Raw genomic sequence first — 25,967 nt, forward strand, 5'->3', positions numbered from 1 at the left:
GGATGAATGAGACGAGGGTTATGCCCGAGCAAGCGAGTTCGCCTGCGATAGCACCGAGCGGGCCCGTGGCCGCGTCGGTCGAGGCGGCGCGGATGGCGGCGGTGCGCCGTTAAGACATTCTCGACACCCCTCCGGACGGCGCCTATGACCGGGTCGCGGCGCTGGCGGCGCGCCTGTTCGAGGTGCCGGTGGCGACGGTGACGATCGTGGACGAGGACCGGATCTGGTTCAAGGCCACGCACGGGCTGGAAGGTGTCACCGAGATCGGCCGCGATCCGGGCCTGTGCGCCTCGGCGGTCCTGACCGATGACACCACCGTCATCCCCGACACCCTGCTCGACCCGGTCGCCTGTTCCAACCCGCTGGTCGCCGGCCCGATGGGGGTGCGGTTCTACGCGGCCGCCCCGATCATCACCGCCGACGGGTACCGGCTGGGCACGGTCAACATCCTCGACACCCGCCCCCGCGAGATCAGCGAGGCGGACTCGGCCACGCTCGCGGACCTGGCGGCGGTGGTGCGCGATCAGCTTGAGCTGCGGCTGTCGGCGTTGCACGCGGTACGCGCCGAGCAGGAGCGCCGCAAGGTCGAGCAGGAGAGGCGCCAGGCGGAGGAAGAGGCGCGGCAGCGGGCGGAGCGGGACAAGGCGGCCATCGCCGCGTTCGCCTCCACCCTGCAGCGCACCCTGGTGCCTCCCGCGTTGCCCGCGGTACCGGGGCTGGAGCTGGCCTGCCACTACAAGACCGCCTCCCCGCAGGAAGTGGGCGGTGACTTCTACGACGTCTTCCCCGTCGACGGGGGCCGGTGGGCGTTCTTCCTGGGCGATGTGTGCGGCAAGGGCGCCGAAGCCGCCTCGGTCACCTCACTGACCCGCTACACGCTGCGGGCCGCAGCCCTCGTCGACGCGGACCCCACGGCCGCGCTCAATGCCCTGAACACGGCGCTGCTGCTGGACGCGGCGGTCGGCACCCGCTTCTGCACCGCCATCTTCGGCCTGCTCGATCCAGACCGGGACGGCGGTTTCACCGTCACGCTGGCCACCGGCGGCCACCCGCCCGCCTACCACCTCAGCCCCACCGAGGAAGGCGGTGTACGGGTCGACGCGGTCCGTGCCAAGGGCGGGATGCTGGTCGGCGCGTTCGCCGAGGCCTCCTTCGCCTCACGCACCCTGCACCTGGCACCCGGCCAGGGACTGCTGCTGTATACCGACGGTCTGACCGAGGCCCGCACCGCTGATGGTCACATGCTCGCCGACACCGGCCTGCTCGACTTCCTGGCCCACCGGCCGGCGCCGGTCGCTGCCGGCGCCCTGATCGACGACACCGTCGCACTCCTGGACACCCTCCCCGACACCGAACGTGACGACGTGGCGCTGCTGGCCCTGTCCGTCCCCACCCCCGATGCCGCTCCCGCAGGTATCACCACCACCGCTCACAGCGCCGCCGCCCCGAGCGCCGATGTCTCTGTCGGGCAGGAGAACCGACGCCCATGAACGACGCATTCCACATCGATGTCCCGCACACCGACGGCACCCTGGCCGTGATCGCACTGTCCGGTGAATTCGACATCACCACCGCGCCCGCCGTGCGGGCCCGCGCCCTGGAGCTCATCACGAACGGCCACCCCCATCTGGTCGCCGACCTGGCGGGCGTCACCTTCTGTGACTCCTCAGGGCTGGGCGCCCTCGTCGGCATCTGGCGCTGCGCCAAGGACGCCGACGGCTCGCTGACCCTGGCGGCCATCCCCGACCGGCTGGGCCGCCTGCTCAGCGTCACCGGGATGGACACCTTCCTGCACGCCTTTCCCAGCGCCGACGCCGCGCTCGCCGCACGCCAAAACAACCGCACCACCGCCTGAAACCCCTCGCCCCACAGGGCGGCGCAGCTTGTACTGCTTGTGACGTCCCATAATCCTCTTCCTAGAGGCAGCCCCACACGCGGCCGAATACTCCACTCAGCCCACGATCGACAGCCCGATCAACCTGGGTACGCCCAAAGAGCCGGCGCTCACCCATCCGACCCACGACGACTGCAACACCAGCCTGCAACGCGGGAGCCCAGCCGAGCCCACGTTCTAGCCCTGACCTGTCAAGAACGGCCGCAACATCCACAGCATCGAACGATCGGCCGCCCCGTAGGCAGCACGAGACCCCGGGCATCAGCCATGACATCCCGGGGTCCCTGTGCACTTCATCCGACAGTGGGACTAACGACGCCCACTGGGGTTGTTGGGCCGTGGCGATCGTGGTGCCGGTCTGGGTCCTCGGAACGAGGACTGGTCGGAGTGGTGCGTCGCACGCGGGGTGCAAAGGCCCGGCCGGTATTGCTGGCGCGGTACCGGCCGGGCCCGTTTCTGCGTTCGGCCGGCTGTCTTTGCGGCCGTGTCCGCAGTCTGCCGCTATCGACTTCTGCACATCACATAGAGGTCCACGTCGATCGGCTCCCAGAGGCTTCCGGCCTGGATCCACCAGCCGTCGCGGTCGGCTCCCTCGCTCATCAGGCCGGGCCTGGATGCGATGAGTACGGGCTCCTGGGTGTTCGCTGCGGCGCCGCCGCTGGTGACCCGCCGTCCGTTGAGGCAGGTGAGGAACCCTCCTGACGGGGTGTTCTTGCTGACCTTGTAGGTCGTCCACTCGTTGTCGGCGATCGGGTCGGCACAGGTCACGGCCCCCGCGACGCCGACCGTGCGGTTCGACCAGACACGGCCGGCCACCGTCCACGACGTCGGTCCGGAGGCGGTGAAGCTGGACGGGTAGCTCTTGGTGAGAGAGCTTTCGGTGCCCTGGATCTCGGCCCCGCCGCCGAGGGCGGTCTTGCCTGCCGGGCAGGAGACGGTGACGGTCTGGTCGCTCGGCACCTGGACGAGCGGGGCCTGCACGACCTCATAGCCCCTGGGCAGGGACGCGCAGACCGCCCAGACGGTCACCGTGGTGGGTTGCCCGCGGAAGTTGCGGGCGTTGGCCGCCCATCCCCACGCTCCCTTTTCACCGTGGAGGACGGCGGGGAAGCTCCCGACCAGGCCGACCTCGTGGTACGCGGTGTTGGGGGCTACCGCCTCTGCGCCGCCGCTGATGGCCCAGTCCCCGTCGCGGCACTCCGCGTAGACCGGCTGGTAGTCGTTGACGGTCTTCGTCGCCTTGACGATCGAGACCAGCGCCAGCGGCGGTGCCGGTGTCGTGTCGGCGGCGGCAGGCTGGGCCGGCACCGCCGCGATCAGGACCAGGCCGAGCGCGGTGGCGCACCAGCCGATCCGGGAAGCGGCCCGTGACAGGAACTGCTGAAAGCTCATGGGACCTCGATCTGTGAAAGCGCGGCACAACGCGCAGCGCAATCAAGGTATTGCGGTGCGTGATCAATTGCCTAGTGGATGTCACCGGATCCAGTGACACCCGCTTCCGCGCGAAGCCCGCGGGTCACACCGGGATTGCACCGTTGACGGTGCAATCAGCCGGGCGCGGCACGCCGGCATCGGCGATCCATCTGATGGCTACGTACCAGCGGGCAGCCCGGCGCTCGTGCCCCGAGCGTGCGGGTCACAGCCACAGATTCACCGCCGCGACCGGGACTGCCGCCTCGAAACGGCAGGCCAACTTCTCGTACCGCGTGGCCACGGCCCGGTGCTGCTTGAGACGGCTGATGCCGCATTCCACCGCGTGGCGGGCTTTGTAGTCCTGGCGGTCGAAGTCCGGTGGCCGACCGCCGAAGCGGCCCCGGCGCTCGCGGTTGCGGACCTGGTCGACCGGCTCGGCGATGGAGCACCGCATTCCGCGTCTCCTCAGATAGGCGCGGTTGGCAGCGGACGAGTACGCCTTGTCGGCCCGCACCCGGACCGGAGTCCGCCGCGGTCGGCCCAGGCCCAGCCGGGGCACCCTGATCGCCTCCAGTACCGGCACGAACTGCGGACCGTCACCCCTCTGCCCCGCAGCCACCAGGAGTGACAGGGGCTTCTGGCCCTGCTCACACGCAAGATGGATCTTCGTGCTGAACCCGTCCCGCGACCGGCCCAACCCGTGATCATCTGGCTCGCAGACCACTCCGCCAGGCGGCTCTTTCTGCCCGGCCCCATCCTGCCGTGCACCGGCTGCGTGCTGATGGGCCCGGCACACCGTCGAGTCGACATTGACCTCCCAGACGATCCGCCCCGCCGCGTCCGCCCTGGCCTGCAGCAACGTGAATATCCGCACCCACACCCCCTGGCGCTGCCATCTACGGAACAGCCCATGCACGGTCTGCCAAGGCCCGTACTCAGATGGCAGATCACGCCACGGGGCACCGGTCCGCACCCGCCACCGAACTCCATCGACCAACCGTCGCCGATTCCCCGACCTGCGACGCACCCCTGCCGCAGGCAACACCGACTCCAGCACTGACTATTGCCTGTCCGAGAGATCTCCACGCCCCACACCGCGATCATCACGGCTCAGCAACCGCAGCGGAACCTGAACACCTGAAACACGGCCTAGACCGACCCACAATAGTCAAGAAACCTGGGCCAAACGGGATGGCACAGACAGCGGACCGGCCCCCGCCCTGCAGTCGTAGGGCAAGCGGCCCGTCACAGGGCGCCAGCAGGCGGCTGGCCGGTCTCGTCCGGCGGCTCGGGTGGGGTCCCACTCCTCACGGTCCGGGCATAGACGCGAAAGCCGTTCGTTTGTGGGTAGGCATCCTGCCCCGGCCCCAGCGCGGCGAGCCCTGATAGGAGATCGGCGTCAACGTCCCGGACCGGCACCGCCGGCGCTACCCCGAGCCGCCCTGCCGCTGAGGCAGAGCTGCCGGAGACGACAACGCTGCTTCTGGGATGGGGGCGGAAGGCTGCCGTCGATACTTCTCGACGGCGGCCTTCCGTGGTGGGTGAAGCGTCAGCCGATGCGGATCAGGCCGGCGGTGACGCTGGTGGGCTCCAGGGTGGGAGAGCCGGCGTAGGTGGCGGTGTAGCCGAGGTTGAGCAGGACAGCGGTGACGGGGCAGGGGCCGGTGCAGGTGGCGGTGCCAGCGGCGTTGGTGGTGGCGGTGCACACGGTGGTGGTGCCGACGGTGAACTTGATCGGGGCGCCGGGGACGGGCTTGCCGGTGGTGATGTCGGTGAGGGTGGCCGACAGGTTGAGGTTGATGTTCAGCTGGCCGGGAGTAATGGACAGCAGCAGCGGGCTGGCCGTGAGCTTGGCCGTGTCCTTGGTGTAGGCGTACCGGCCTGCGGTCACCACGGCGCTGGTGCCGCCCGGGGTGGTGACGGTGATGTCGGCCGGTCCGGCCGCGCTCGCGGCGGGTGCGGTGGCGGTGATCTGCGTGTCGCTGTCTACGTGGAAGGAGGTGGCGGGCGTGGTGCCGAAGGTGACCGCGGTGGCCCCGGCGAGGTTGCTGCCGATGAGGGTGACGATGGTGCCGCCCGCAACGGGTCCGGTGGTGGGGGCGATACCGGTCAGCGTGGGCGCGGGGACGTGGTAGGTGTAGCTGCCGGCGGGCACGGTGCGGCCCTTGGCGGTCAAGGTGACGTCGGCGGCGCCGGCGGTGTGCGGCGGGGCGACGGCGGTGACGGTGGTGTCGTCGACGACGGTGACGCCGCTCGCCGGGGTGCCGTCGAAGGTGACGGCGGTGGTGCCGGTGAGGTGGGTGCCGGTGAGGGTGACGGTGGTGCCGCCGGCGGTCGGGCCGTGGTCGGGGGCGAGGGTGGTAACGGCGGGCAGGACGGCCTTGCCGATCGCCAGGCCGTACGGGCGGGAGCCGGTGGGGACGGTGGTGATGACGGTGCGCGTCGCGGTGTCGATCACCGACATGGTGTTGGAGAAGGCGTTGGCGACGTACACGCGGCTGCCGTCCGGGTCGGCCAGGACGGCAGCCGGTCCGGCACCCACCGGAACGGTGGCGGTCATGGTGTTGGTCCCGGCGTCGATGACCGAAACCGTGTTGGCCGTCCAGTTGCTGACGTAGACACTTCCCCCGTCCGGGGTGACGGCGATCCTCTGCGGCTGAGAGCCGACCATGATAGTCGCGGTGACCGTATTGGTGGCGGTGTTGATCACCGAGATGGTGCTGTTGTTGTACCCGGAGACGTAGAGGCGGGTGCCGTCGGGACTGACGGCGATCCCGGCCGGGTCGGCGACGGGGATGGTGGCGGTGACGGCCAGCGTGGCGGTGTCGACCACCGCCACCGAGCCGTTGGGAGGGTCGGTGATGCCGATGTAGAGTCGGCCGCCGTCCGGGGACAGTGCGATCATGCCCGGATAGCCACTGAGGGGCAGGGTGGCGGCGACGGTCAGGGAAGAGGTGTCGATCACCTCGACCCCGCCGGGACTGCCCATGTGGGCCACGTAGACGCGCGCACCGTCCGGCGAGACGACCACCGGCATGGGCGAGGGACCCACTGGAATGGTCGCGGCGACCGTGTGGGTGGCGGTATCGATCACCGAGACAGAGTCGCCTTCGTAGTTGGTGACATACGCCTGCGAGCCGTCCGGGGTGAGCGCCACGTCGGACGGCCCCGTACCGACCGGAACGGTGGCCACCGCCGCCCCGCTCGCCGAGTCGACGGCGGTGACGGAGTCGTCGTACCGGTTGGCGACGTAGATCAACTGCCCCGGGCTCGCCGCATGCGCGGCCCCGGCTGGCAGTACTGCGATGGCGGCACCGAGGACCGCGGTGGCCAGCGCGGCCTTCGCGCCGCGTCGCAGGCGGCGTAACCGCCCCGGGCGTCTCGCCGTGCTATCAGTGGCCAGCGTCACGTGTTTCACCTCTCGGAGGAAGCGGAAGCCCGGCCGTCCAACCGGGTTAGTCAAATCACGCTAGAATAAGGGAAGTTGGCGCATCGCCGGATGAATGATAATGACCGTTTCTGCTCATTCTTACTGATCGTTTCAGAATGAGGTTCATAGGCGTCGCAAGCAGATGATGCTGCGGGCGAGCTTGGAGCAGGCTGAGGTGGAGGTCTGCGCGTATCTCATAGCGGATCCGCAGTCGTTTTAACTGGTGGAGTCAGGCGAAGGTCCGCTCGACGACCCAGCGGGTCTTGCCCAGGCTGGAGCCGTGCGGGACACCGCGTCGGACGATCTTGGGCGTGATGCCGCGGGCCCGCAGAATGCGCCGGTACTTGCCTCAGCCGTAGCCGCGGTCGGCGAACAGCCGGCCCGGCCGGTGCCGCGACCGCCTGCGGACTCTTCGGATGCGGGGGACCGCATCCAGCAACGGCGTCAGCCGGGTGGCGTCATGCCTGTTTTCACCGGTCAGCGAGGGGTGCGCCGTGCCGGTCGATGATCAGGTGGTGCTTGCTGCCTGGTCGCGCGCGGTCGACCGGCGAAGGTCCGGTGTGAGCCCCCCCTTGAGGGCCCGGATGCGCGAGCCGTCGATCGCGCAGTCGTCCATGTCCAGCAACCCTGCCCTGCGCAGCTCGGTCAGAAGGACTTCGTGCAGGCGGGGCCACACTCCGGCCGGCCTCGGTCCAGTCCTGCAGCCGCCGCCAGGCCGTCACTCCACTGCACCCGGTCAACTCGGCGGGCACGTCCCTCCAGCTCACGTTCTTGCGCAGCACGTACAAGATGCCCCGAAGAGCCGCACGGTCGTCCGCCGGCAGACGCCTCGGATACCGATGACGCTGCGGCGGCCGGTGCGGCAGCAGCGCAGCGATACGTTCCCATAGGTCATCAGACACAAGATCATCCGAAACTCGCGACACTCTGCCGTCACCAAGTCCGATCGCCTAGCCCTCACGCCGAACTCATTCTGAAATGATCAGTAAAGCAGTCATCGTCTGATCGAATTCGAACATTTGCGAAGGCTTCATGTAGTGGATGAGCGTTCATTGAGACGATGCCAGGGCACCATCATGTCCGTTCATCGGGCGGGGGCTGCAGGGCTGTCACGGGTCGGCTACCGACGTGATGGGTGTGCGAGGGGCGGGCCTGGGCTACGGGGGCGGTTGTCGCCGCTGGCACGGGGCGTCTTGTACGACTGCGTCACGGGCGGTTTCCGGGGGGCTTTCGGTCCCCGCCGTCGTGCCGCGGCTTTGGAGGGAGTACTTCGCCATGTCCTCGAGATCCCAGTTACGTTCTCCCCGTGTTCTCTGGCGGCGCCGCACGGCGGTGGCCGCCGTGTTCGCGCTGGCCATGACCGGTCTGGACGCCGTGGCGGCCGCCACGGTCACCCCGGCCGTGATCGCCACCGTGCCGACCGGGGCGAGCCCGCAGGAAGTGGCCGTGGCACCGGACGGCGCCCATGTCTACGTCAGCAACGGCAGCGGCCCCAACGGCGAACCCGCCGGAACCACCATCACCGTCCTGAACACGTCCAGCAACACCGTCGGGGCCACCATCACGGTCGGCAACAACCCGACCGGAATCGCCGTCACCCCCGACAGCGCGCACCTGTACGTCGCCAACCGCGACAGCGCCACGGTCAGCGTCGTGGACACCGCCACCAACACGGTGACGGCTACCATCGGCGGGTTCACAGACCCGACAGGGGTCGCGGTCAACGCGGCGGGCACCCGGGTCTACGTCTCCGACTCCGGCTACCCCAACGGGTCGGTCCGCGTCATCGACACCGTCAGCAACACGGTCGTCGCGTCGGTCGCCGTCGGCCGGTTCCCGCAGGATGTCGCTCTCAGCCCGGACGGATCGCGCGCCTACGCCACCAACCACGGCAACAACACGCTGAGCGTCATCGACACCGCCGCTCTCATCGTCAGTGCCACCGTGGCGCTGAGCGACCAGCCGTTCGCGGTCGCGGTCAACCCCGTGACCGGGACGGCCTACGTCAACCACTCCAATGACAACTTCCTGTCCGTGGTGGACCCGGCCACGCTCACCGTCACCACAACGATCACCACCGCGGGCAACCCGATCGGCGCCGCATTCAGCCCCGACGGCGCGACCGCGTACGTGACCAGCTACTCCAGCAACTCCCTGGCGGTGATCAACACCGCGACCAACACCGTCACCGAGAACGCCCCCATCGGCAGCGGCCCCTACGGTGTCGGGGTGAGCCCGGACGGCACCCTCGCCTACGTCGCCAACAACGGCAGCGCGACCCTCAACGTCCTCCAAGTCGCCACGGCCACGCCCGCACCGGCCGTCACCGCAATCAGCCCGGCCTCGGGGCCGACCGCAGGCGGCACCGTCGTGACGATCACCGGCACCGACCTGGCCGACGCCACCTCCGTCACCTTCGGCGGCACCCCCGCCACTGGCGTGAGCTGCGCGGCAACCTCCTGCACCGCCACGTCCCCCGCCCATGCCGCCGGGACCGTCGACGTCCAGGTGACCACCCCCGGCGGCACCAGCGCGACCAAGTCGGCCGACCAGTACACCTATCTGGTTCCGCCCGCAGACATCGACGTCAGCCTCACCGCGCAGCCGCACCTGGGCCTCCTGGTGCCCTACCTGTCCTACACCCTCACCGCCCACAGCACCGGCCCCGGCACCGTTACCTCCGCGACCTTGACCGCGAAGCTGCCCCCGGGCGCGACTGCCACCAACCTGTCCGCCGGATGCACCGTCGCCGCCACCACGGTGACCTGCGCCTACGACGCCATCGCCAACGGTGCCAGCGCGCACAAGACGTTCCGCGTCCCCCTGCACCTGCTGACCCTCGGCCAGGTCAAGGTCACCGGCGCGCGTATCCTCTCCGCCCCCACCGACCCCAACCCCGCCAACGACACCGCGACCGCCACCTGCACCGCCATCTCCCTTATTCTCGTCACTTGCCCCTGACCCACCCGGCGCGCGACCGTGCGCCACACACCACCGCTGCCCTCCATCGACGCCCACAGGCCGAAGGAGGGCAGCGGCTTGAGCGAAGCGTTCTGACCGGAACATTCGCTAGAAACTCGACCCGGACCTCCCGGCGCTCCAGCCGACGGAGCCAACAGGCGACCTGTACCAGCGAACCCGAAGACCTGAGTGCTGGCGGGATCGGCTTCGTGCGCGAGACGGACCAGCGAAGGCCGCCCCGCACGCCCACCGGCGGCCGGCCGCGACCGGCTCACCGTCTGGGGGTGCCTCCTGGCCTTTGCCTACGGACGAGAAGGGCGATTCGTCGAGCGCGGGAAGGTCGCCTGCCAAGACGATGCGCCGCTGCCCTCGCCCCGCAGCCAATCCTGGTGCCGGCCGACCTCGTGCAGGAGACGCTCGGCTTCGGTTGGCCGGCGACCACGGGACCAGGCAGGAACACCCTGCCCGGCCCGCTGCACTTTCGCGCCCCTGCCCCGCCGCACTGATCGGGCCGGATCGCGGGTGCGGTGCGACCGGCCCGGTGCTCGGGATCAGAACGTGTCGGGGAGGGTGCCGGTGACCTCATTGCCGTAGCTGTAGAGGTTGGCGATGTTGCTGGTGGCGCCGACGACTAGGCGGATGCTCTCCCCGGCCTTGCGCTGCCCGCGGACCAGGATGTCCTTCAGGCCGTCGTCGGTCCTGAAGGTCTCGTACTTCCAGCTCCCGGAGGCGGACTTGTGGCCGAACGTCGCATGCTGCTGGGTGAGGGCGCCGCCCTGGGTGTCGGCATCCAGGGTTCCCCGCATGACGTACCCGGTCGGCCCGTCCGCCCAGGCGTGGCCGCTGAAGCGGACGTAGTACGAGTTGTTCCCGTTCCCGTCCGTCTTCGTGTACATGGCCACGACCTCCTGGGGCGGTCCGCCGGCAGTCACTGTCGCCGCAGACCCGTACTGGTAGTTGCCCATGGCCGTGACGTTCGCACCGATCCTGAAGTCGACCGTCTCGTTCGGCAAGCGTGTCCCCTCGCCCTCGACCTTGATGGGGTCGCCCGTGATCCGGAACTCCAACGTGTTCCAGTCGCCCGAGGTGGCCCCGTGCTCGACCTGCACCATGTTGTCGAAGCTCTCGTGGGAGCGGTTGAGCCCGCAGTGTCCCCTGACCGTCCCGACGAACTTGTATCCGGTGGCACCCCGGGGCTCCACCGCCCCTTCGAATACGAGGTCGGTGCCGAAGTTGTCCTTGAACCCCACCTTCACAGTTCCCACGAACCTGCTCCTCTCTGCGGTCTGAGCCCGTCCCGGGCCTGTTCCGCCATGATCATGGAGCGGGCCGGCAGTGATCGCCGAACAGGGGTCGAAGCCCTCGATCGGATGAAGCTCAAAGCTTTCCCGGATGCGGCGCGGAGCCCTCCGATGACCAACCCGGCCTACCGGGGACGCGGCCGTGCGGCACCCGTTCCTACACCCTCCTCGACAGCGTCGGCGACACCCCGGCGGTACGGGCCTGGACCCGTACCGCCGCCTGCCGCCCGCCGCCGGCCACGGCGACGCGGAAGTCGGCCTGCGCGCCGAGTACGAGCGCTACGCCGCCGGGCCTGCCCCCGATCACGATCTCCCCGCCGCCGCGGCTGTCGTCGCCGTCCACGTCCCCGGCGGCTGGTTCTCCTTCGCCTGGTCGGGCGACGACCGCACCTACCTTCTCCTCGACGACCTGGGTGGGCCCTTGTGGCTGCTGAGCGAGGACCACAACGAACGCCGCGCCTGCGACGGCCACGGCGGCGGCCGCAACCTGATCACGGCCTGCCTCGGCGGGATCCGCGGCGACGAGGTGACCGAACAGCGCTGGGGGCACCCGGCGATCGAGCACGTGGGCGGACCTGACTGGCCGGGATAGCTACTGCTGGCCTCCGACGGCGCCTACGAACCCCACGAGGACGTCGGCCATGACCTGGGCGGCGAAGGGTTCGTTGCCGGCGATGGTGGCGACGTCTGCATTCGACCGCCGGGGCACTTCACTCGGCGACCGCCAGGTTTCACCGGGCGGTCCTGTCTTCACGGGAAAAGACCGAGGCCGGCCTATACGCCCCCTGGTGACCGGGCGCGACTGGCTCGCCGACTGGGGGCGTTTCCTGGCCTCCGCTCAAGGTTGGAAGGACGAGCTGCACAAGCTGTTGGGCGACCGCCTACCACGACAGTGCATCACTGCTCCTGCCCCGGCCGCCAGCGTGCAGGAGATGTTTGACTTCGGCTGACTGAGCCGTTTTCATCCTGAATAGCTGCAGGTCAGCAAGGTATGGACGGCTTGGACGATGGTGCCGATGCGTCGGGTGGAGCATCGGGCCCGGCGGAGGATGCGCCAAGACTTCAGCTGCGCGAAGGCCCGTTCCCCGAGAGCTCTCAGGCGCGCGTGGTCACGGTTGAACTGCTGGTAGTGCTCAGGCTGTTCGTGGTGGTGGTAGTACGGGGTGCGGACGGTGGCGCCGGCGCCCTGGTAGGCGCGGTCGGCGAGAACGAGGATCTGCCGGGTCAGACAGGCCTGGACGATGCCATGGGCCCGGGCCGCGGTCAGATCATGGGTCCGCCCGGGTGTCGCACGGGAGAACCACAGCGGTGTGCCGTCGGGACGGGCGATGACCTGCACGTTCATCCCGTGCTTGCGGTGTTTCATCGAGTAGTACGGCTCGTCGGCGGCGATGCGGTCGATGGGGATCAGGGTGCCGTCGACGATCACGTGGTCGCCCTCGCCCAGGCCGGTCAGGGCCTCGTGCAAACCCGGCGCCCACGCCGCGAGGACGTCGAGAGTCTCGTCGACGTAGCGCCAGGCTGTGGCGGTCGAGACGCCGAAGCCGGCCGCCAGAGCGGGCAGCGGCTCGTTCTTCCGCAAATGCACCAGCACGAGCAGGGCCTGCCGGAAGCAGCCCAGCTTCCGCCACCGCGAACCGCGTTCACACCTTCGTGCGTAGATGAGCCAGGAAACATGCTCGACCAGCTCATGCGGGACATCGATCGTGGCACGATACGGGACCAAGCGAGGCTCCTCGGACGATGCATGGTGCGTAGAGAACACCACCGCAACGACCAGGAGCCTCGCCTCATCACACACCCCCGCTGACCTGCCATTTCACCCCACAGAGACAGGATGAAAACGGCTCACTAAGGATCTTCAGAGTGGTCACCGATCGGGTGACGGCCGTCCACGGATAGCAGGCGAGGCCTTCGGGCAGTGGTTCGAGATGTCTGACGTCTCAACCGCTGTGACCGGAGGCCTCGTTGGTCCCCTATCCTGCCGCACTCGACCTGCCACACGCGCTCGTGGAGTGGGTGACGATGCTGATCGTCACCCGTGAAGGTGACCGCCGGTGCAAGCTGCCGCCCTCGCAACGCGCCATCATCACCCTGATCTATCTGCGCGAACACACGACCTACGCGAAGCTCGCCGCAGGCTTTCGGATCAGTGAGGGCACCGCCCACGCCTATGTACAGAGTGTGATCAGACTCCTCGCCTCGAGGGCACCGTCTCTGACGCAGGCCCTGCGCCGGACACGTCCCGAGTATGTCCTGGTGGACGGCACCATCGCCGAGTGCGACCGAGTCGGCGACCGTGAACGGGACTACTCCGGCAAGGCCCGACGGCACGGAGTGAACATCCAGGCCGTCACCGGACCTGCCGGCGAGCTGATCTGGTACTCGTCGGCACTACCCGGCCGCACGGTCGACATCACCGCCGCCCGCACCCACCACATCATCACCGTCTGTGAACGACTGCGGATTCCCGTCCTCGCCGACAAGGCCTACGTCGGAGCCGGCGGAACGTTCCAGGTTCCGTTCAAACGCCACCTCGGACGCCCCCTCACCACCAGACAGGCAGCCGTCAACCGCGCATACGCACAACTCCGCTTCCCCGTCGAGCGGGCCTTCGCCCGGCTCAAGGCTTGGCGGATCTTCCGCAAAGCACGGATCAGCCCCAACCGACTCACGTCAATCACCAAGGCCGTCCTCACCCTCGAGAGGCGACGCTGAAGATTCTTACTGGTGCCGCAAAGTCTCCATTGGCCTCTGAAGACGACGACCCGCCGGCGTGCCGCATCCGCGAACCGCCGTGCAGAAACACGCTTCCATGCAGGTCAGGGCGACTCGGGCACCCCTGCAGGGTGGCACCGACGAGCCTTGCGGCCCGAACCGCATGGGCAAGGCGTGTTCTTGCCGACGCTACGGCCTGGGCCGGCGGGCCTCTCCCTGGGAAGCGTGACACCGGAGACCTGCTGCTTACCGAGCTCTCGCCACGAGGACAGTGCTGCGGGGAGATCATCGCCCCGGTCCAGCAGCCACTGCGCGGCTGCCCGGCCGGATGCGTCGGGGAAGTCAACCGCGGCCTGCGAAAGCTCGTCATGGTCCAGCAACTGCCGGGCGATGAAGCCGTACGAGCGGCGATCGCTGAAGTGTTGCATCCCCTGCACCCGGAAGACATGGGGAGCGAAAGCCGCGCCGATCATGACGGCAGCGCCCGCCACCACCGCACCCGGGTCGCCGGTCGGCTCGTCGGGAGTGCTCGTGGCGTTGAACCGGTCAATGAGCGCCTGCTCACCAGAAGAAGGCTTGATGGGAAGCTCCGCGGCCAAGAGGGCCCGGTAGCGGTCCTCGAGTTCTTCGGGGCTGCTGTAGGCGAAGGAGTCGACCACCTCACTGTGGAAGAAGTGGAGAACGAAGAGGCTGTCCTGGAGCGAAGAACGAAATGCCTCGACGGACTTGGTGCGGCTGAATCCGACCACCTGCACGGTCGTCTCACGACGCTCGCCACGGCGCTTGTCGTCGCCCAGTCGCGCGCCCTGGGAGGACAGAAACGGGCACACCTGCGCTGAGTAGACCGCGCAGATCTCATGCACGGGAGCCTCGGACAGCCCGACGTCCTCGGGCAGGGGGGAGGCGCCGAGGCTGGGGAGTACCTGCCATCGGGGTTCCTCCCCAAAGGGCAGGCCGCACACGGCGCACCAGTCGAAAGTGGCCAGTACGAGCTTTCGCCGCTCATTGACGGCTCCGAAGTCTGCCCCCTCTGCGCCACGCCCTACTGTCGCGATCACTGGGTAGCCCCGGGCGTCACGTTCCAGATGGCTGAGACGTTGCGGTGCTATGACATCCTGCGGCCTCAAGGCCACCTCCAGCGTCCGTAGGGGTAACCAAGGTTAAGGAGAAGGACCGGCGTTGTCAGTGCTCCTCTGTAGCCTTCACGGCTATGACCAAGACGCGTCGTCCCGTGTCCGAGCTGCCCGCTGATCCCGCGCATCTGAGGCTGTCCTACAGTCATGATCATCCTGCTGAGCCGTACGACTTCGAGGACACCCTCGAAGCGTGGCACGTGTCGATCCGCACCTACCACTTCGAGGAAGAGGAGTGTGAGGGCGGTTGCACCGCAGAGTGTCAGGAGCTGATCGACAGTGGACGCGAGATCGGCTATGTGCGCTTGTGGCGGGTGCGGGACTACACCGGCGACAACCGGTGGGAGGCGGCCGACGCGGAGTCGGGGGACCTTGAGGCCATCGCGGCCACCGTGTTCGACGTCCGCACGGACGAGTACTCGCAGGCATTCGAGGAGTTCATCGAATGCCCCGTCGGTGACCTGCTGATCCTGGACCGAGTGTTCCTGAGCAAGGAATGGCGAGGGTTCGGACTCGGCCCCGTCTTCGCTGCCGAGGCGATCCGGCGCCTGGCCGGCGGCTGCTGCGCGGTCGCGGCCCAGCCGGGGCTCGGGGAATGGCCCGAGGGCGTCACCGAGGTCCCCCGCGCCTACCGCGAAGAGGCCACGAAGAAGATCGCAGCCTTGTGGCGCAGCATCGGCTTCCGCGACTTCGCCGGCGGCGTCCAGCTCTTCGACCCCGCATTGCGCGAACCGTCGGAACTGCTCGGCAAGGCCCGCCGACACTTGCCCGCCCTCTCCAGCGCCTACAGCGGGCGGCCCGTCGGGCCTTCTACCGAGCCGCACGCCTGACATACCCATGGCCCGCACCCCCGCGGGACCCGCCCCCACCGTGAGCCGAGCGGGCTGTCACTCGTAGTCCGCTCTGTGACCGCCACACCGCTCCTGGCTCTTTGGGCTTTTTCTCTAGAGATGCGCGGAGCAGCGCTCTTCGCAGTGGCCTCGGTCGGCGCCGCCACGTACGACAGGAAGTCTCGATGGAGCCCGAAGAAGACCTCGCAAGGAAGATCGAAGAGATCAGGAAGATGCTGGCAGGTGACGAGCCGGCCTCGCTGCGCACCAGCTACCTCGCCGACCCGTCGGGCGGCAAGGCCGTCCTGCAAGGCTCCACCGCACCGGCCATCGTGCCTGTGTGGAACGAGCGTCCCAGCGGCTTGCTGGTCCCCACCTCGTCGGCGCGGACCCCGGACCCCATTGACCTGATGGCCGTCTACCTGACAGCTGAGGAGATCGCCGGTATGGCGACGCCCGAAGGCTATGCCGAGGATCAGCTGCGACGCATTCCTGCCGAGACCGTCCTTCGGTTCTGTGCCCTCTGGCTCACGACGCTGGCGATGCCGGACACCTCCGCGCGTGAGGCTGACGAGCATTTCGTCAACGCAGTACTGAAGGAACGAGTGCGTGACCGCGTGCTCAACCTCCTCAGAGACCCGAGCCGGCGGCTGCTCGTTCCCCAGGCCCTGATGCTCCTGGCCCGGTCGGCGATCGAGATATTGCCGGACTCTGTGCCCGAGGACGCACCGCAGGGCCATCTTGTCGGAGCCCTGCTGCACATCAACCAGACCATGGGCCGCCACACCGAGGCCGGCCCCACCGTCATCGAGGACCGCCCTGGCCCGCTGGGCCGCGAGATCATTGCCAACCAGCATTTCAACCACACCTGGTCCGTCTCCGGCGTACTGGCCCGCTACGCGCGGCGATGGATCGAGCTTCCGGCAGAACACCAGTCGAACCCCGCGATCGTGAACCTCAGCCAGGCATACGAGAACTGCACGGGAATCCGGCTCGACGACCTCGCTGCCGTAGCCGGCGCCCTGTGGGTGCACACAGTGCACGGCCGCTTCGTCGTGGAGCACACTGAACTGGAACGTCTAAACATCCCCGCAGAGCGCCTCGACGCCGTACTCGACCTCATCAGCCAGGACATACCGGGACTGCGGACAGAGCTCCAGCGAACAAAGACCGAGCAGCGCACCGAATGGTTCTTCGACCCCTTCGAGCGCTGGCCCGTCATCCGACTGCCCGAACAACGTCTGCTGATCCTCGACCCGCGGCACCTCGTAAGCCGGGCCTTCGGATGGATGCCGATCCTTGACATCAAGTGGCCCCCGGATCACCGGCCCAAGCCGCCCGGCCACAAGAAAGCCGCCGCCCAGGCCGAGCAGACGCTGCGGCACTTCAGCGAGGTCTACGTCAGCGAAATCCTTCACCACATCACCCAAGACTCGCCGGCCGCACGACGCGTCTACGACGACGAACAACTCAAAGCCGCCTACACCGCCCACCGCCAGCGCATCGCCGACGCCGCTATCGACTACCCGGGCACCTGGATCGTCATCGAAGTCACCACCACCCAACTACGCCGCGAAGCCGCAACCGCCGTGCCCGACGACTCTCAGATCAAGGACATCGACAAACTCATCGACGAAATCGACCAGATCGACGCGACCATCAACGCCCTTCGCCACAACGAGACAGCCTTCACCGGAACGCCCCCCACGCACAATCGGCGCTTTCTGCCCCTGCTCGTCCTGCCCGAGGGCTTCCCCATCAACCCCATCACCCTCACAGTGAGCCTCTTTCATCCTGGGGTTCCGAGAGTGAAGATCAAGAGCATCACCGCAGGTCAGCAGCGCTCGAGAGACCATGTCGAGTCCAGGATGAAAAAGGCTCACTGCGACGTGATCTCGATCAACGGCAACAGCTACCGCCTCAAGAACCGCCTCCAGGCCATCGACCGGGAAACCGACGTCGCCTGATGTCCTCGGGAAAGTGATCTTGATTGCTCGCCCGGTGATATTGACCGGCGCAGCCGAACGCCTCTCGGTACGGTCGCCCCATGGAAGAGCTGCCTGAGAGCGTAGACCGCCACATCCTGGACCATCGGATCGTCTTGGCACTCAAGGCGATCATGGACGCGTCCGGCTGCACGCTCCACGAGGCGATCGACATCTTCGGGGCGCGATACGAGGAACTCCGCCGCGACCGACCGGACGACTTCCAGGTGAGCCGCGAGGAGTACGGACGCAACGTCTACACTTGACTGGTGCATAAAACTCCGTACGGACTGGAGCACTCAAACGAGTACGCCGACACGCAGACTTCGTCGATGCACTTGAGGGACTCACCCACCAGCAGGTCATCGACGTGCTGGAGCGGGCCTTCCAGCGAGTCACCGACTCGGGCGAGCGCGTCGATGGCGGAGACGGAGCCGAAGCCGTTGCCGCTGGCGCTCTCGTCGCCAGCACCCTCCCCGACAGCCCCATTGTGATTGACCCTGATGACGGCCCCAGGGAACCGCTGCCCGAACTACCGGCCTCGCTTCGCTTGTCCGCGAGACTCGCATTGGACCGGGTTCTCCAGGACGGATCAGAGATGGCGACCGGCTGGGTGGGCAGCGCCGAAGCCGATCAGTGGCGCCAGGAAGTACGACAGATCCTCCAAGCACTCGAAACACCCGCTGATTACTAATCGTGACCGCTTCACGGAACTCGTGCCAGAACCCGTTCTCATGGACAAAGCCACCCGCCTGCTCCAGGTCACGCCGCGTCAGGTCCAGCACCTGCATATACCCAGTCACGATGAACCCCTCTGCGATCGCTTCCTGCGCCCGCATCTCCTCAACGCGAACCCGGCGGGCAAGGGCACGAACCGGACCGGTCTGCCGCATTCTTCGACCACGGTGGTTTCCCCGCCCTGGGCGCACCCGTCGGGATCAGGGGCAGAGTCCGCGTGAAGAGTTCGGCCCGGTGCCCCGCGTCTCAAGCGATGCGGGGCACCGAAGCCTGCGTTCTTGCCGGGCTAAAGCGTCGAGCCCGGTGGACGGGTCAGGCGGCGGACGGTGCGTGGTCGAAGAACCGGTTGCCGGCGTCGAGATGGATCTCCCTGACTTCGGGGTAGTCACGGGGGAGGGGATCATTGGTGGCCGCGATGATCTGGCAGCCGTATCCGTCTGTGGCGGGATCGGCCGCGATGGAGATCAGCGTGTCGATCAAGCGCAAGCTCGTCTCCTGGTCTAGGCCCGTCGAGCCGAGACCCGACAACGGCGAGTCGATGATCAGCAGCGGCGGCACGCGAACCTGAGCATCAATGCGTCCGAGGTCACGCAGCGCCAGGAGCAGCGCGATGTTGGTCACGGCCTTCGGGTTGCCGCCCACGGAGCTGTCGTCGAACGACTTGTCCGCCTCGTTGCGCTCCTTGACCCGGGTGGTGAAGTCGGCCGGGTCGATGAACGCCGCCTCCACGGCCGGGTTGATCTGCTGCAGACGGCGCAGGAAGAACTCCGACCACCGGCCGGTGACCTCCTTGCGGCGCACCTCGTCAGCAGCCTTCGCCGCGTCCCTGGCGGCCTGCGCGGCCTTCATCCGCTCCTTGGCCGCGGTGATGGCCAGGGCCTGTGCCTTGATGTAGTCGGCGTTGTCGATCTGCTTCTTCAGCTGCGCGATGTCCCGGCTCAGACCGAAGGCTTCCTTTTCCGCCTGCTGTGCCGCCTGGCGGGCGGGAGCCAGATGGTCCCGCTCGTAGGCGTCGCGCTGCGCGAGCGCGTGCGCGGCCGCCTCCTCAGCGGCCCCCGCCGCCCGCTCCGCGCTGGCCATGGCCTCCTGCAGACCCTTCAGGTCCAGCCGCAGACGGTCCGCCTTCGCCCGTGCCGCCGCGACCTGCTTCTCCCTCCGGTCCTCAGCACCGTGAACCGCCTGGCCGCACTGCCGGCACTGCCCCGGCTCCCGCTCAGGAAGCCCCTGACCACACCCCGCACACTCCATCGGGGACGTCGAGAGTAGCCCGGAGATCACACCCTCGGCACGAGCGAGATCCGCTGTGGTCCTGTTGAACCGGGTCCGCGCGTCCTCGGCCTGCTTTGAAGCCTTCCGCCGCTGCTGCTCCGCCGCCTTGTGCAGGGCCACCAGCCGGCCGTTCTCACCCACAGCGGTCGACAGCGCCGTAGTCATGGCCTGGGCGCTTTCCGCTGCCGCCTTGTGCTCACGTTCCTTTTGGCGGTGTTCCTGACGTGTCGCCTCCGGGTCTGTGAGAGCTCCCGTATCACGCAGCCGCTTGAACTGGTTCAGAGCCGTCTGCGCCGCACGGTGCTGAGACTCGGTTTCCGAGGCATTCTTCTCTAGGCTCGCAAGGGCTTCGCTCCACAGACCCAGAATCACCTCCAGGGTCAGAATCCGTTCCTGCGCCTTTACACCTCCGAGGAACTCGGAGGCGATCGTGGTCTGACGCAGGGCCATGACTGTGCCGTACAGAGTGTCCAGCGTGAGACGGGCGGTGCCGCGTGAGGCGGCCGGCAGACCCAGGAGGTCCTGGATGAATGCGCCGGCGGTCTTCTCCCCGGATGAGGAGCTGACGGGCAGTGGACGGCCGATGTCCTTCTCGTCGTCCAGATTCTTGATCAGCACCCGGGCCTGCGCCTCCGCGCCCCTGCGTGTGGCCTGCCAGCGAGTGCCGGCCACGCGGAACGTCAGACGGACCTCCTGACAACCGCGGACCTCCGGCATGACCCTCGCGGTGGTCAGTCCCAGCGGATACAGCAACGCCTCGACCGCTGTCGACTTGCCCGCCTTCGAGTGTCCCACCAGGAAAGTCACCAGACTGGTGAAAAGGCGGACCCGCCAGATCCCATCCCTCAAGAACTCAAGCCGCTCCACCACCAACGACGGTCCCACCGGACCTCCCTCACCGCAGACGCTGATACCTGACCCCAGGAACGATCTGCCGCCAGATGGGTGACGCCTGGAATGAGCCTTCTACGTTCGGCCAACCCTCGTCGGCGTCAGACGGGCTCCACGGGCTTGCTTCGCTTTGAGCTCGTAACACGATCATGTTCGGGTCTTCTTGAGGCGTCTCCAGCAGATGAGGCTGCAGGGGAGGGAAACGAAGGCGTCGTGGAGTTCGGTGCGGCGCTTCCAGCGAACGGCGAGGCGATTGAACTGGTGGAGAGGGGCGAAGGTCTGCTCGACGACGTAGCGGAGCTTGCCCAGCCCTTTGGTGTTCGGGGCGCGCCTGCGGGAGATGACCGGCAGGATCCGGCGTTTTCGCAGTTCGCGGCGGTGGGGGTCGGAGTCGTGGCCCTTGTCGCCGAGCAGGGCCTCAGGACGGTGGCGTGGTCGGCCGGGACGTCCGGCGACGGGTGGGATGCCGTCGACCAGGGCGAGGGTCTGGGCGGATGTCGTTGACGTTGGCCGCGGTGGTGATGACCTTCAGCGGGGTGCCGCGTCCGTCGCGGATCAGATGGTGTTTGCTGCCCGTCTTGCGCCGGTCGACCGGCGACGGACGGGTGTTGGCTCCCCCTTTTTCGCGCGGACGTGGGAACCGTCCACGCATGCTCGGGATCAGTCCAGCTCGCCGGCCGCATGCAGCCTGGCGAGCAGGATCCGGTACAGCCGGTCGAAGACCCCGGCCTGCCGCCACCCCTCAAGGCGCCGCCAGCAGGTCTGTCCCGAGCCTAACCCGAGCTCCAGGGGCAGCAGTTGCCAGGCGATGTCATCGTGCGGCACGTACAGGATGCCCTGCAGGCACTGCCGGTCCGGCACCGGCCGCGGGCCGGGAGCCTTCTCGGGCCAGCGCGGCAGCAGCGGCTCGATCAGCGCTCACAGGTCATCGTCCACGATCCACGGCCGAACACTCACACCCTCCGAACGGCCGAATCGTCACACCGGTCACGGCCAGCCAAGGGCGCTCAACAAGATCGTGTTACGAGTTCTATGAGGATCGCTTTCCGTGACGACCGGCACGGAAAGCTACGTGCCCGCTTGGTGGGGGGGTGCGGGAGTGCGGCTCGGTCCTTATAGCGCCGGTTCCTCGCCGGGTGTCTGTTCGTTTACCCACCGGGCCGCGTCCGCAAGGTTGGCGGCGGTGCCTGCGGGCTGGTAGGAGAATCCGTTCCACTCCTCCAGGGTCCGGGGTTCGTCGGGGCGGAGGTGTCCACCACCGCCGTGGAGCGGGCGGTGGCGGCGGTGGATGTCCAGCGGGGGGCGGCGGCGTTTGTTGTACGCCGCGAGCGGGTCGTTGGGGTCGGCGCGGGGGGTTGCGCGGGACGGCTGGTTCGGTGGTCCGGGTCGGGAGTGCTTGCCCATGGGTTAGATGGTCTCAGGCGGCGATGGTGGTCGGCCGGGCTGCGGTGAGATCCGCCGCCCGGGTGCGGATCTCGTCCACCGCGCCGGTGCGGTAGGGGCGGGCGGCGTCCAGCAGGGTGTTGAGCCGTGAGGCCACGAGCGTGGAGTCGACGCGGGCAGCTTCGTCCAGTGCCTGGTGGGCGGCGGCGGAGCCGCGCTCGGGCTCGCCCTCGGCGAGGAGGGCGGCGGCCAGGCCGATCCGGTCCATGACCTTCACCCGTTCGAAGCCGGGTCTGCGTAGCCGCAGGGCGTCGGTGAAGTAGATGCTGGCGAGTCGGCGCTCGCCGTGGAATCCGGCGAGGTCGCGGGCGGAGACCGCGCGGGCGCCAGCGTGCTCGGCGGCGTCGAAGTAGTCCACCCAGCCAGGCACGGCGTCCAGGCCGGCGGCCAGCAGTTCGTCGGCAGTGCCCAGGTGTCGCTCGGCATGCTGCTCGTTGCCGAGGGCGGCGTGGACCCTTCCGGTCTGGGAGGCGACCAGCGCTTTCGTCGCGGGCAGGGTCGCCTTCTTCGCGGCGAGGTCGAGGAGGCCGAGGGCGTCCTGGAGATGCCCGAGATAGATCATCTGGTGGGACATGCGAGTGACGATCTCCACGCCCCGGTCCGCCAGCCCGGCCTCGGAGGCGGCGTAGATGCTGTACGACCAGTACCGCTGGGCGGTGGCATACCGTCCGCTGTCGTGGCTGGCCCACCCGGCCAGAGCGGCGAGGTCTGCGGTCGCGGCGAAGACCCGGGTCTTCAGCGAGGCGGGGACGCCGTCCTGGATGCGGCGGGCGACTTCGGCGAGCTGGGCGACGATCGCGGAGCGGTGCAGGCCGCCGCCCTTGGAGGCGTCGGCCTTGGTGAAGAAGGTGATCACCTCCTCCAGTGCGGCGGTGGTGTCGGCGTCGAAGCCCTTGGCCGTGCGGTTCAGCCGGCGGGCGGTGCCGCCCAGCATCCGTTCGGCGGCGAGGATGAGCGGGGCGCCGAGGGCGAGCTTGAGGGTGTCGCGGCGGTCGAGGAAGAGGTCCCTCTGGGTCCATCCGGCCAGGGTTTGTGCGGCTGCCTCGGTCAACAGGGGGAGCTGGATGCTATTGAGTGTGGGTCCGGCGGCCGTCAGTCCGATATCACCGGGTGTAAGGGGCTGTCCGACCGCGTCGGAGATCACCGCGGCGAGCAGGGCCGAGGCGGGCGGGCGGGGGCGTTCGCCGTCGATCCAGCGGCGCACGCGGGTGGTGTCCGGGGTGACCTGCCGGTGACCTTGGCGGATCGCTTGCGCGGCGATCCGGCGGGCGATCTCGCCGTGGGACAGGCCGGTGGCCGCGATCCACAGCGCCAGGTGTGCATTGCTCGATCTGCTCGGCACCGGTGTCTCTCCCTCCCCGATTCACCCGTGACGGAGCGTGGTGGTTTCGCCACGGTTCGCGGCTCCTACGGTACTGGTCAGGACCCTGGGCGGGGGCGGATTCTGTATCTGCGGTAGCCGTCCGGCTATCGGCTTGAGGCAGAGGGGAAGGGATGAACGCATGGCGACGCTTGCACCCCAGGTTCCGTGGGCTATGAGACTGGTTACCGACCGGCTCCCGGTCGGCCCGCCGTCGTACGCCGTGGTAACGCTGGATGCGGCCACGCAGACCGCTCGCTACACCGATGCCGCTGGCCAGGTGGTGGAGATGGGTAAGCACGGCACGAGCAAGACCACCGGCACGGCTTCGATGTCCGGCGGTGGCGACGGACAAAAGCCCCAGCCGCAGACGCAGGACGACCACACCACCGACTACAACTCGGACTGACCCGATGGCCTCCACCGTCCTGGTCGTCACCGCGCTGGAAGACGTCACCGCAGACTGGGTGATCGCCGCGCTGAACGAGCGCGAGGTACCCGTGGTCCGTCTCGACCCGGCCGACATCGGCGCCGGACTGGTCTTTAACGCCCGCATCGGCGCCGGATCGCCGGCCTGGAGCGGGCGGCTGGTCACCGGCAGCCGGGAGGTGGAGCTGGGGGAGGTGGTGGCGGTGTACTACCGCCGCCCCACCCCCTACGCCACACGGTTCGAGCATCTGCCCGCGCAAGCGCGCGACTTCGCCACCGCCGAGGCCCGGCACGGGCTGGGCGGCGTCCTGAACCACCTGCACGACGCCTTCTACGTCAACCACCCGTCCGCAGTGACGGCCGCGGACTTCAAACCCGCTCAACTTCAGCAAGCGATCCGGCTCGGCCTCGCGATCCCACCGACGCTGGTCACCAACGACATCGAGCAGGCCCGAAAGTTCGCCGCCGACCACGGACCCGTGATCTACAAGACGTTTCGCGGCCTGCCCACGGGCGAGGACGGGCACACTGGCGCGATCTGGGCTCAGCGCGTCGACCCTGGCACCTTCGACGACTCCCTCGCGGTGACCGCCCACCTCTTCCAGGCGGAGATCCCCAAGACCGGCGACGTGCGCGTCACCGTGGTCGGCCGCCGGGTGTTCGCCCAGCAGATCGCCGCACCGGACGGAGCACTGGACTGGCGCCGCGGCAACTGGGACACCCTGCTGCACAACCCGATCGCCGTGCCGGCGCCCATCGAGACCGCGCTGCACCGCTACCTGGCCGCGTTCGGCCTGGTCTTCGGCTGCTTCGACTTTGCCCTGACCGGTGACGGCGACGCGGCGGAGGACTGGGTGTTTATCGAATGCAACCCCAACGGCCAGTGGGGCTGGCTGCCCGACGCTGGCGACATCACGACCGCCTTCACCGACATCTTGAGTACGAGCACGGAAGGAGGCGGGGCGCGATGACGATGCCCGCCGACCTGGAGACCGACGCCGACCGGCTGCGCGAGACGATGACAAAGGCCCTTGCCTCCGACGGTGCCCTCTCCGATCCCGGCTGGAGGGCGGCGGTCGAGCGGGTGCCGCGGCACCAGTTCGTGCCGGGCTTCTACCTGCCCGCCGACGAGCCGGACGGGCAGGGACTGACGGTGTGGGAACCAGTCACTGCCGAGCTCGACTATGGCCGGTGGCTGGCCGCCGCGTACTCCGACACCACGCTGATCACGCAGTTCGACGGCGCCGAACCCGACTGGAAGAACCCGCAAGTGCGGCACGGCGGGGCGCCGACCTCGTCATCCACACTGCCCTCACTCGTGCTGCGGATGTGGGCCGACGCCGACATCGCCGAGGGACACACGGTGCTGGAGATCGGCACCGGCACCGGCTACTCCACCGCGTTGGCCTGCGAACTCCTCGGATCGGCCGACGTCACGAGCATCGAGGTCGACGACCACCGCCTGGAGCAGGCGGCCGGCGCGCTGTACGCATGCGGCTACACCCCCACCCTGGCGGTGGCCGACGGCCTGTACGGCTACTGGCCAGAGGCGCCCTTCGACCGGATCGTGGCCGCCTGCTCCTTCCGTACCGTCCCCCCAGCGCTACTCGCGCAGACCCGGCCCGGCGGAAAGGTCCTGCTCAGCCTGTCGGGCTGGCTCTACGGCTACGCCCGCGTTCTGCTGACCGTCGGCGAAAACGGCATTGCCGAAGGTCGCCTGCTACCTGGCACGGTGTCGTTCATGTCCGCCCGTACACACGCAGCGCCGGTATTCGGCAACCCCGCCCACTGGGCTGCCGACCTCCCAGAAACGGGCCGCACCATCCACCACAGCCCGGAGCGGATTATGGCCGCCACCGAGGAAGCGTTCCACCTGCGGTTCCTCGCCCAATGCGCCGTCCCGGACGCACAGATGACGACCGTCGGCGACATCGTGCACCTGATCGACGTCGCCGATGGCTCCGCCGCCACCCTCACCCTCACTGGCGGCCGGTGGGAGGTTCGCGAGGGCGGGCCGGTCAAACTGTGGGAGCGGATCGAGCGCGTGCTGTCCGCATACGACGAGGCAGGCCGACCCGACCCGGAGACCTTCACGCTGCACGTCACAGGCGGCGGACAGTACCTGAGCCACCCGCATCTGCCCGACCTACCGCTGCCCAGGCCATAATCCGG

The 25,967-nt window shown here is 68.4% G+C and carries 21 protein-coding genes and 3 pseudogenes; 13 read left to right on the forward strand and 11 right to left on the reverse strand.

Going from position 1 to position 25,967, the window contains the following annotated elements; translation table 11 throughout:
- Nucleotides 1-116 precede the first annotated feature (116 nt).
- On the forward strand, nt 117-1,490 hold the full coding sequence (locus ACIQKA_RS32750) for a PP2C family protein-serine/threonine phosphatase (RefSeq protein ID WP_402543189.1): 1,374 nt from the start codon (nt 117-119) through the stop codon (nt 1,488-1,490).
- Nucleotides 1,487-1,855, forward strand: coding sequence for an STAS domain-containing protein (locus ACIQKA_RS32755; RefSeq protein WP_402543159.1), 369 nt, complete (start codon nt 1,487-1,489; stop codon nt 1,853-1,855). Before ACIQKA_RS32750 ends, ACIQKA_RS32755 begins: the two co-directional genes overlap by 4 nt.
- Nucleotides 1,856-2,395: 540 nt before the next feature.
- On the opposite strand, the gene ACIQKA_RS32760 is transcribed toward ACIQKA_RS32755, so the two are convergent.
- The 4 genes and pseudogenes from ACIQKA_RS32760 to ACIQKA_RS32775 form a co-directional block, all read right to left on the reverse strand.
- A complete protein-coding gene (locus tag ACIQKA_RS32760; RefSeq protein WP_402543160.1) occupies nt 2,396-3,286 on the reverse strand; it encodes a hypothetical protein in 891 nt (296 codons plus the stop codon).
- A 244-nt stretch (nt 3,287-3,530) separates the two neighbouring features.
- Nucleotides 3,531-4,364, reverse strand: coding sequence for an IS5 family transposase (locus ACIQKA_RS32765; protein WP_402543161.1), 834 nt, complete (start codon nt 4,362-4,364; stop codon nt 3,531-3,533).
- Between the two features lie 492 nt (nt 4,365-4,856).
- Nucleotides 4,857-6,566: an IPT/TIG domain-containing protein gene (locus ACIQKA_RS32770; protein WP_402543162.1), complete on the reverse strand. Its 1,710-nt coding sequence runs from the start codon at nt 6,564-6,566 to the stop codon at nt 4,857-4,859.
- 294 nt (nt 6,567-6,860) lie between these two features.
- Nucleotides 6,861-7,663: pseudogene (locus ACIQKA_RS32775) on the reverse strand (IS5 family transposase).
- Between the two features lie 349 nt (nt 7,664-8,012).
- Between ACIQKA_RS32775 and ACIQKA_RS32780 the strand changes: the two are divergent.
- Complete coding sequence (locus ACIQKA_RS32780; protein ID WP_402543163.1) at nt 8,013-9,698, forward strand: IPT/TIG domain-containing protein; 1,686 nt, start codon at nt 8,013-8,015, stop codon at nt 9,696-9,698.
- A gap of 551 nt (nt 9,699-10,249) precedes the next feature.
- On the opposite strand, the gene ACIQKA_RS32785 is transcribed toward ACIQKA_RS32780, so the two are convergent.
- A complete protein-coding gene (locus tag ACIQKA_RS32785) occupies nt 10,250-10,963 on the reverse strand; it encodes a hypothetical protein (protein ID WP_402543164.1) in 714 nt (237 codons plus the stop codon).
- Nucleotides 10,964-11,141: 178 nt separating this feature from the next.
- On the opposite strand from ACIQKA_RS32785, the gene ACIQKA_RS32790 reads away from it, so the two are divergent.
- Together ACIQKA_RS32790 and ACIQKA_RS32795 are read left to right on the forward strand one after the other, a co-directional pair.
- Nucleotides 11,142-11,591: a hypothetical protein gene (locus ACIQKA_RS32790; protein ID WP_402543165.1), complete on the forward strand. Its 450-nt coding sequence runs from the start codon at nt 11,142-11,144 to the stop codon at nt 11,589-11,591.
- A 49-nt stretch (nt 11,592-11,640) separates the two neighbouring features.
- The gene (locus tag ACIQKA_RS32795; protein ID WP_402543166.1) at nt 11,641-11,949 is read left to right on the forward strand and encodes a hypothetical protein; all 309 of its coding nucleotides are present in this window, start codon (nt 11,641-11,643) and stop codon (nt 11,947-11,949) included.
- An 11-nt stretch (nt 11,950-11,960) separates the two neighbouring features.
- On the opposite strand, the gene ACIQKA_RS32800 is transcribed toward ACIQKA_RS32795, so the two are convergent.
- Nucleotides 11,961-12,725, reverse strand: coding sequence for an IS5 family transposase (locus ACIQKA_RS32800; RefSeq protein WP_402543167.1), 765 nt, complete (start codon nt 12,723-12,725; stop codon nt 11,961-11,963).
- Between the two features lie 242 nt (nt 12,726-12,967).
- Here ACIQKA_RS32800 and ACIQKA_RS32805 point away from each other — a divergent pair, with 242 nt between their 5' ends.
- The gene (locus ACIQKA_RS32805) at nt 12,968-13,717 is read left to right on the forward strand and encodes a transposase family protein (RefSeq protein WP_402543168.1); all 750 of its coding nucleotides are present in this window, start codon (nt 12,968-12,970) and stop codon (nt 13,715-13,717) included.
- Between the two features lie 104 nt (nt 13,718-13,821).
- Here ACIQKA_RS32805 and ACIQKA_RS32810 read toward each other — a convergent pair whose 3' ends face one another.
- Entirely contained in the window at nt 13,822-14,775 is a 954-nt protein-coding gene (locus ACIQKA_RS32810) for a YecA family protein (protein ID WP_402543169.1), read from the reverse strand.
- 152 nt (nt 14,776-14,927) lie between these two features.
- On the opposite strand from ACIQKA_RS32810, the gene ACIQKA_RS32815 reads away from it, so the two are divergent.
- The 4 genes and pseudogenes from ACIQKA_RS32815 to ACIQKA_RS32830 form a co-directional block, all read left to right on the forward strand.
- Nucleotides 14,928-15,680 carry a hypothetical protein gene (locus ACIQKA_RS32815; RefSeq protein ID WP_402543170.1) on the forward strand — a complete coding sequence of 251 codons (753 nt, stop codon included), beginning with the start codon at nt 14,928-14,930 and terminating at the stop codon, nt 15,678-15,680.
- Between the two features lie 185 nt (nt 15,681-15,865).
- The gene (locus tag ACIQKA_RS32820; protein WP_402543171.1) at nt 15,866-17,647 is read left to right on the forward strand and encodes a hypothetical protein; all 1,782 of its coding nucleotides are present in this window, start codon (nt 15,866-15,868) and stop codon (nt 17,645-17,647) included.
- 80 nt (nt 17,648-17,727) lie between these two features.
- Nucleotides 17,728-17,931 (forward strand): hypothetical protein, encoded by a 204-nt coding sequence (locus ACIQKA_RS32825; protein WP_402543172.1) that lies wholly within the window; start codon nt 17,728-17,730, stop codon nt 17,929-17,931.
- A 65-nt stretch (nt 17,932-17,996) separates the two neighbouring features.
- Nucleotides 17,997-18,359 (forward strand): annotated as a pseudogene (locus ACIQKA_RS32830) (DUF4259 domain-containing protein); the annotation flags it as partial.
- Between the two features lie 356 nt (nt 18,360-18,715).
- Here ACIQKA_RS32830 and ACIQKA_RS32835 read toward each other — a convergent pair.
- The 4 genes and pseudogenes from ACIQKA_RS32835 to ACIQKA_RS32850 all read right to left on the reverse strand — a co-directional run bounded on the left by ACIQKA_RS32835 (nt 18,716) and on the right by ACIQKA_RS32850 (nt 23,348).
- Nucleotides 18,716-20,557, reverse strand: a complete 1,842-nt coding sequence (locus ACIQKA_RS32835) for a hypothetical protein (protein WP_402543173.1) — start codon at nt 20,555-20,557, stop codon at nt 18,716-18,718.
- A gap of 153 nt (nt 20,558-20,710) precedes the next feature.
- Nucleotides 20,711-21,478: pseudogene (locus ACIQKA_RS32840) on the reverse strand (IS5 family transposase).
- Between the two features lie 198 nt (nt 21,479-21,676).
- A complete protein-coding gene (locus ACIQKA_RS32845; protein WP_402543174.1) occupies nt 21,677-21,967 on the reverse strand; it encodes a DUF6087 family protein in 291 nt (96 codons plus the stop codon).
- A 13-nt stretch (nt 21,968-21,980) separates the two neighbouring features.
- Complete coding sequence (locus tag ACIQKA_RS32850; RefSeq protein ID WP_402543175.1) at nt 21,981-23,348, reverse strand: Tat pathway signal protein; 1,368 nt, start codon at nt 23,346-23,348, stop codon at nt 21,981-21,983.
- Nucleotides 23,349-23,508: 160 nt separating this feature from the next.
- Between ACIQKA_RS32850 and ACIQKA_RS32855 the strand changes: the two genes are divergently transcribed.
- From ACIQKA_RS32855 to tgmC, 3 genes are read left to right on the forward strand one after another with little or no spacing between them, the layout of a single operon-like run.
- Entirely contained in the window at nt 23,509-23,775 is a 267-nt protein-coding gene (locus ACIQKA_RS32855; RefSeq protein ID WP_402543176.1) for a putative ATP-grasp-modified RiPP, read from the forward strand.
- A gap of 4 nt (nt 23,776-23,779) precedes the next feature.
- Nucleotides 23,780-24,766 carry an ATP-grasp ribosomal peptide maturase gene (gene tgmB, locus ACIQKA_RS32860; protein ID WP_402543177.1) on the forward strand — a complete coding sequence of 329 codons (987 nt, stop codon included), beginning with the start codon at nt 23,780-23,782 and terminating at the stop codon, nt 24,764-24,766.
- The gene (tgmC, locus tag ACIQKA_RS32865; RefSeq protein WP_402543178.1) at nt 24,763-25,962 is read left to right on the forward strand and encodes an ATP-grasp peptide maturase system methyltransferase; all 1,200 of its coding nucleotides are present in this window, start codon (nt 24,763-24,765) and stop codon (nt 25,960-25,962) included. Before tgmB ends, tgmC begins: the two co-directional genes overlap by 4 nt.
- The last annotated feature ends 5 nt before the right edge of the window (nt 25,963-25,967 follow it).

Origin of the sequence: Streptomyces sp. NPDC092045 (genome assembly GCF_044756005.1) — a bacterium.
GTDB lineage: Bacteria > Actinomycetota > Actinomycetes > Streptomycetales > Streptomycetaceae > Streptomyces.

What these genes read in the sequence shown, in the direction of transcription:
- ACIQKA_RS32760 (WP_402543160.1), bottom strand. Translation starts at nt 3,286, where the DNA reads ATGAGCTTTCAGCAGTTCCTGTCACGGGCCGCTTCCCGGATCGGCTGG.
- ACIQKA_RS32855 (WP_402543176.1), top strand. Translation starts at nt 23,509, where the DNA reads ATGGCGACGCTTGCACCCCAGGTTCCGTGGGCTATGAGACTGGTTACC.
- ACIQKA_RS32780 (WP_402543163.1), top strand. Translation starts at nt 8,013, where the DNA reads ATGTCCTCGAGATCCCAGTTACGTTCTCCCCGTGTTCTCTGGCGGCGC.
- tgmB (WP_402543177.1), top strand. Translation starts at nt 23,780, where the DNA reads ATGGCCTCCACCGTCCTGGTCGTCACCGCGCTGGAAGACGTCACCGCA.
- ACIQKA_RS32815 (WP_402543170.1), top strand. Translation starts at nt 14,928, where the DNA reads ATGACCAAGACGCGTCGTCCCGTGTCCGAGCTGCCCGCTGATCCCGCG.
- ACIQKA_RS32845 (WP_402543174.1), bottom strand. Translation starts at nt 21,967, where the DNA reads ATGGGCAAGCACTCCCGACCCGGACCACCGAACCAGCCGTCCCGCGCA.
- ACIQKA_RS32795 (WP_402543166.1), top strand. Translation starts at nt 11,641, where the DNA reads ATGACCTGGGCGGCGAAGGGTTCGTTGCCGGCGATGGTGGCGACGTCT.
- ACIQKA_RS32825 (WP_402543172.1), top strand. Translation starts at nt 17,728, where the DNA reads ATGGAAGAGCTGCCTGAGAGCGTAGACCGCCACATCCTGGACCATCGG.
- ACIQKA_RS32820 (WP_402543171.1), top strand. Translation starts at nt 15,866, where the DNA reads ATGGAGCCCGAAGAAGACCTCGCAAGGAAGATCGAAGAGATCAGGAAG.
- ACIQKA_RS32755 (WP_402543159.1), top strand. Translation starts at nt 1,487, where the DNA reads ATGAACGACGCATTCCACATCGATGTCCCGCACACCGACGGCACCCTG.
- tgmC (WP_402543178.1), top strand. Translation starts at nt 24,763, where the DNA reads ATGACGATGCCCGCCGACCTGGAGACCGACGCCGACCGGCTGCGCGAG.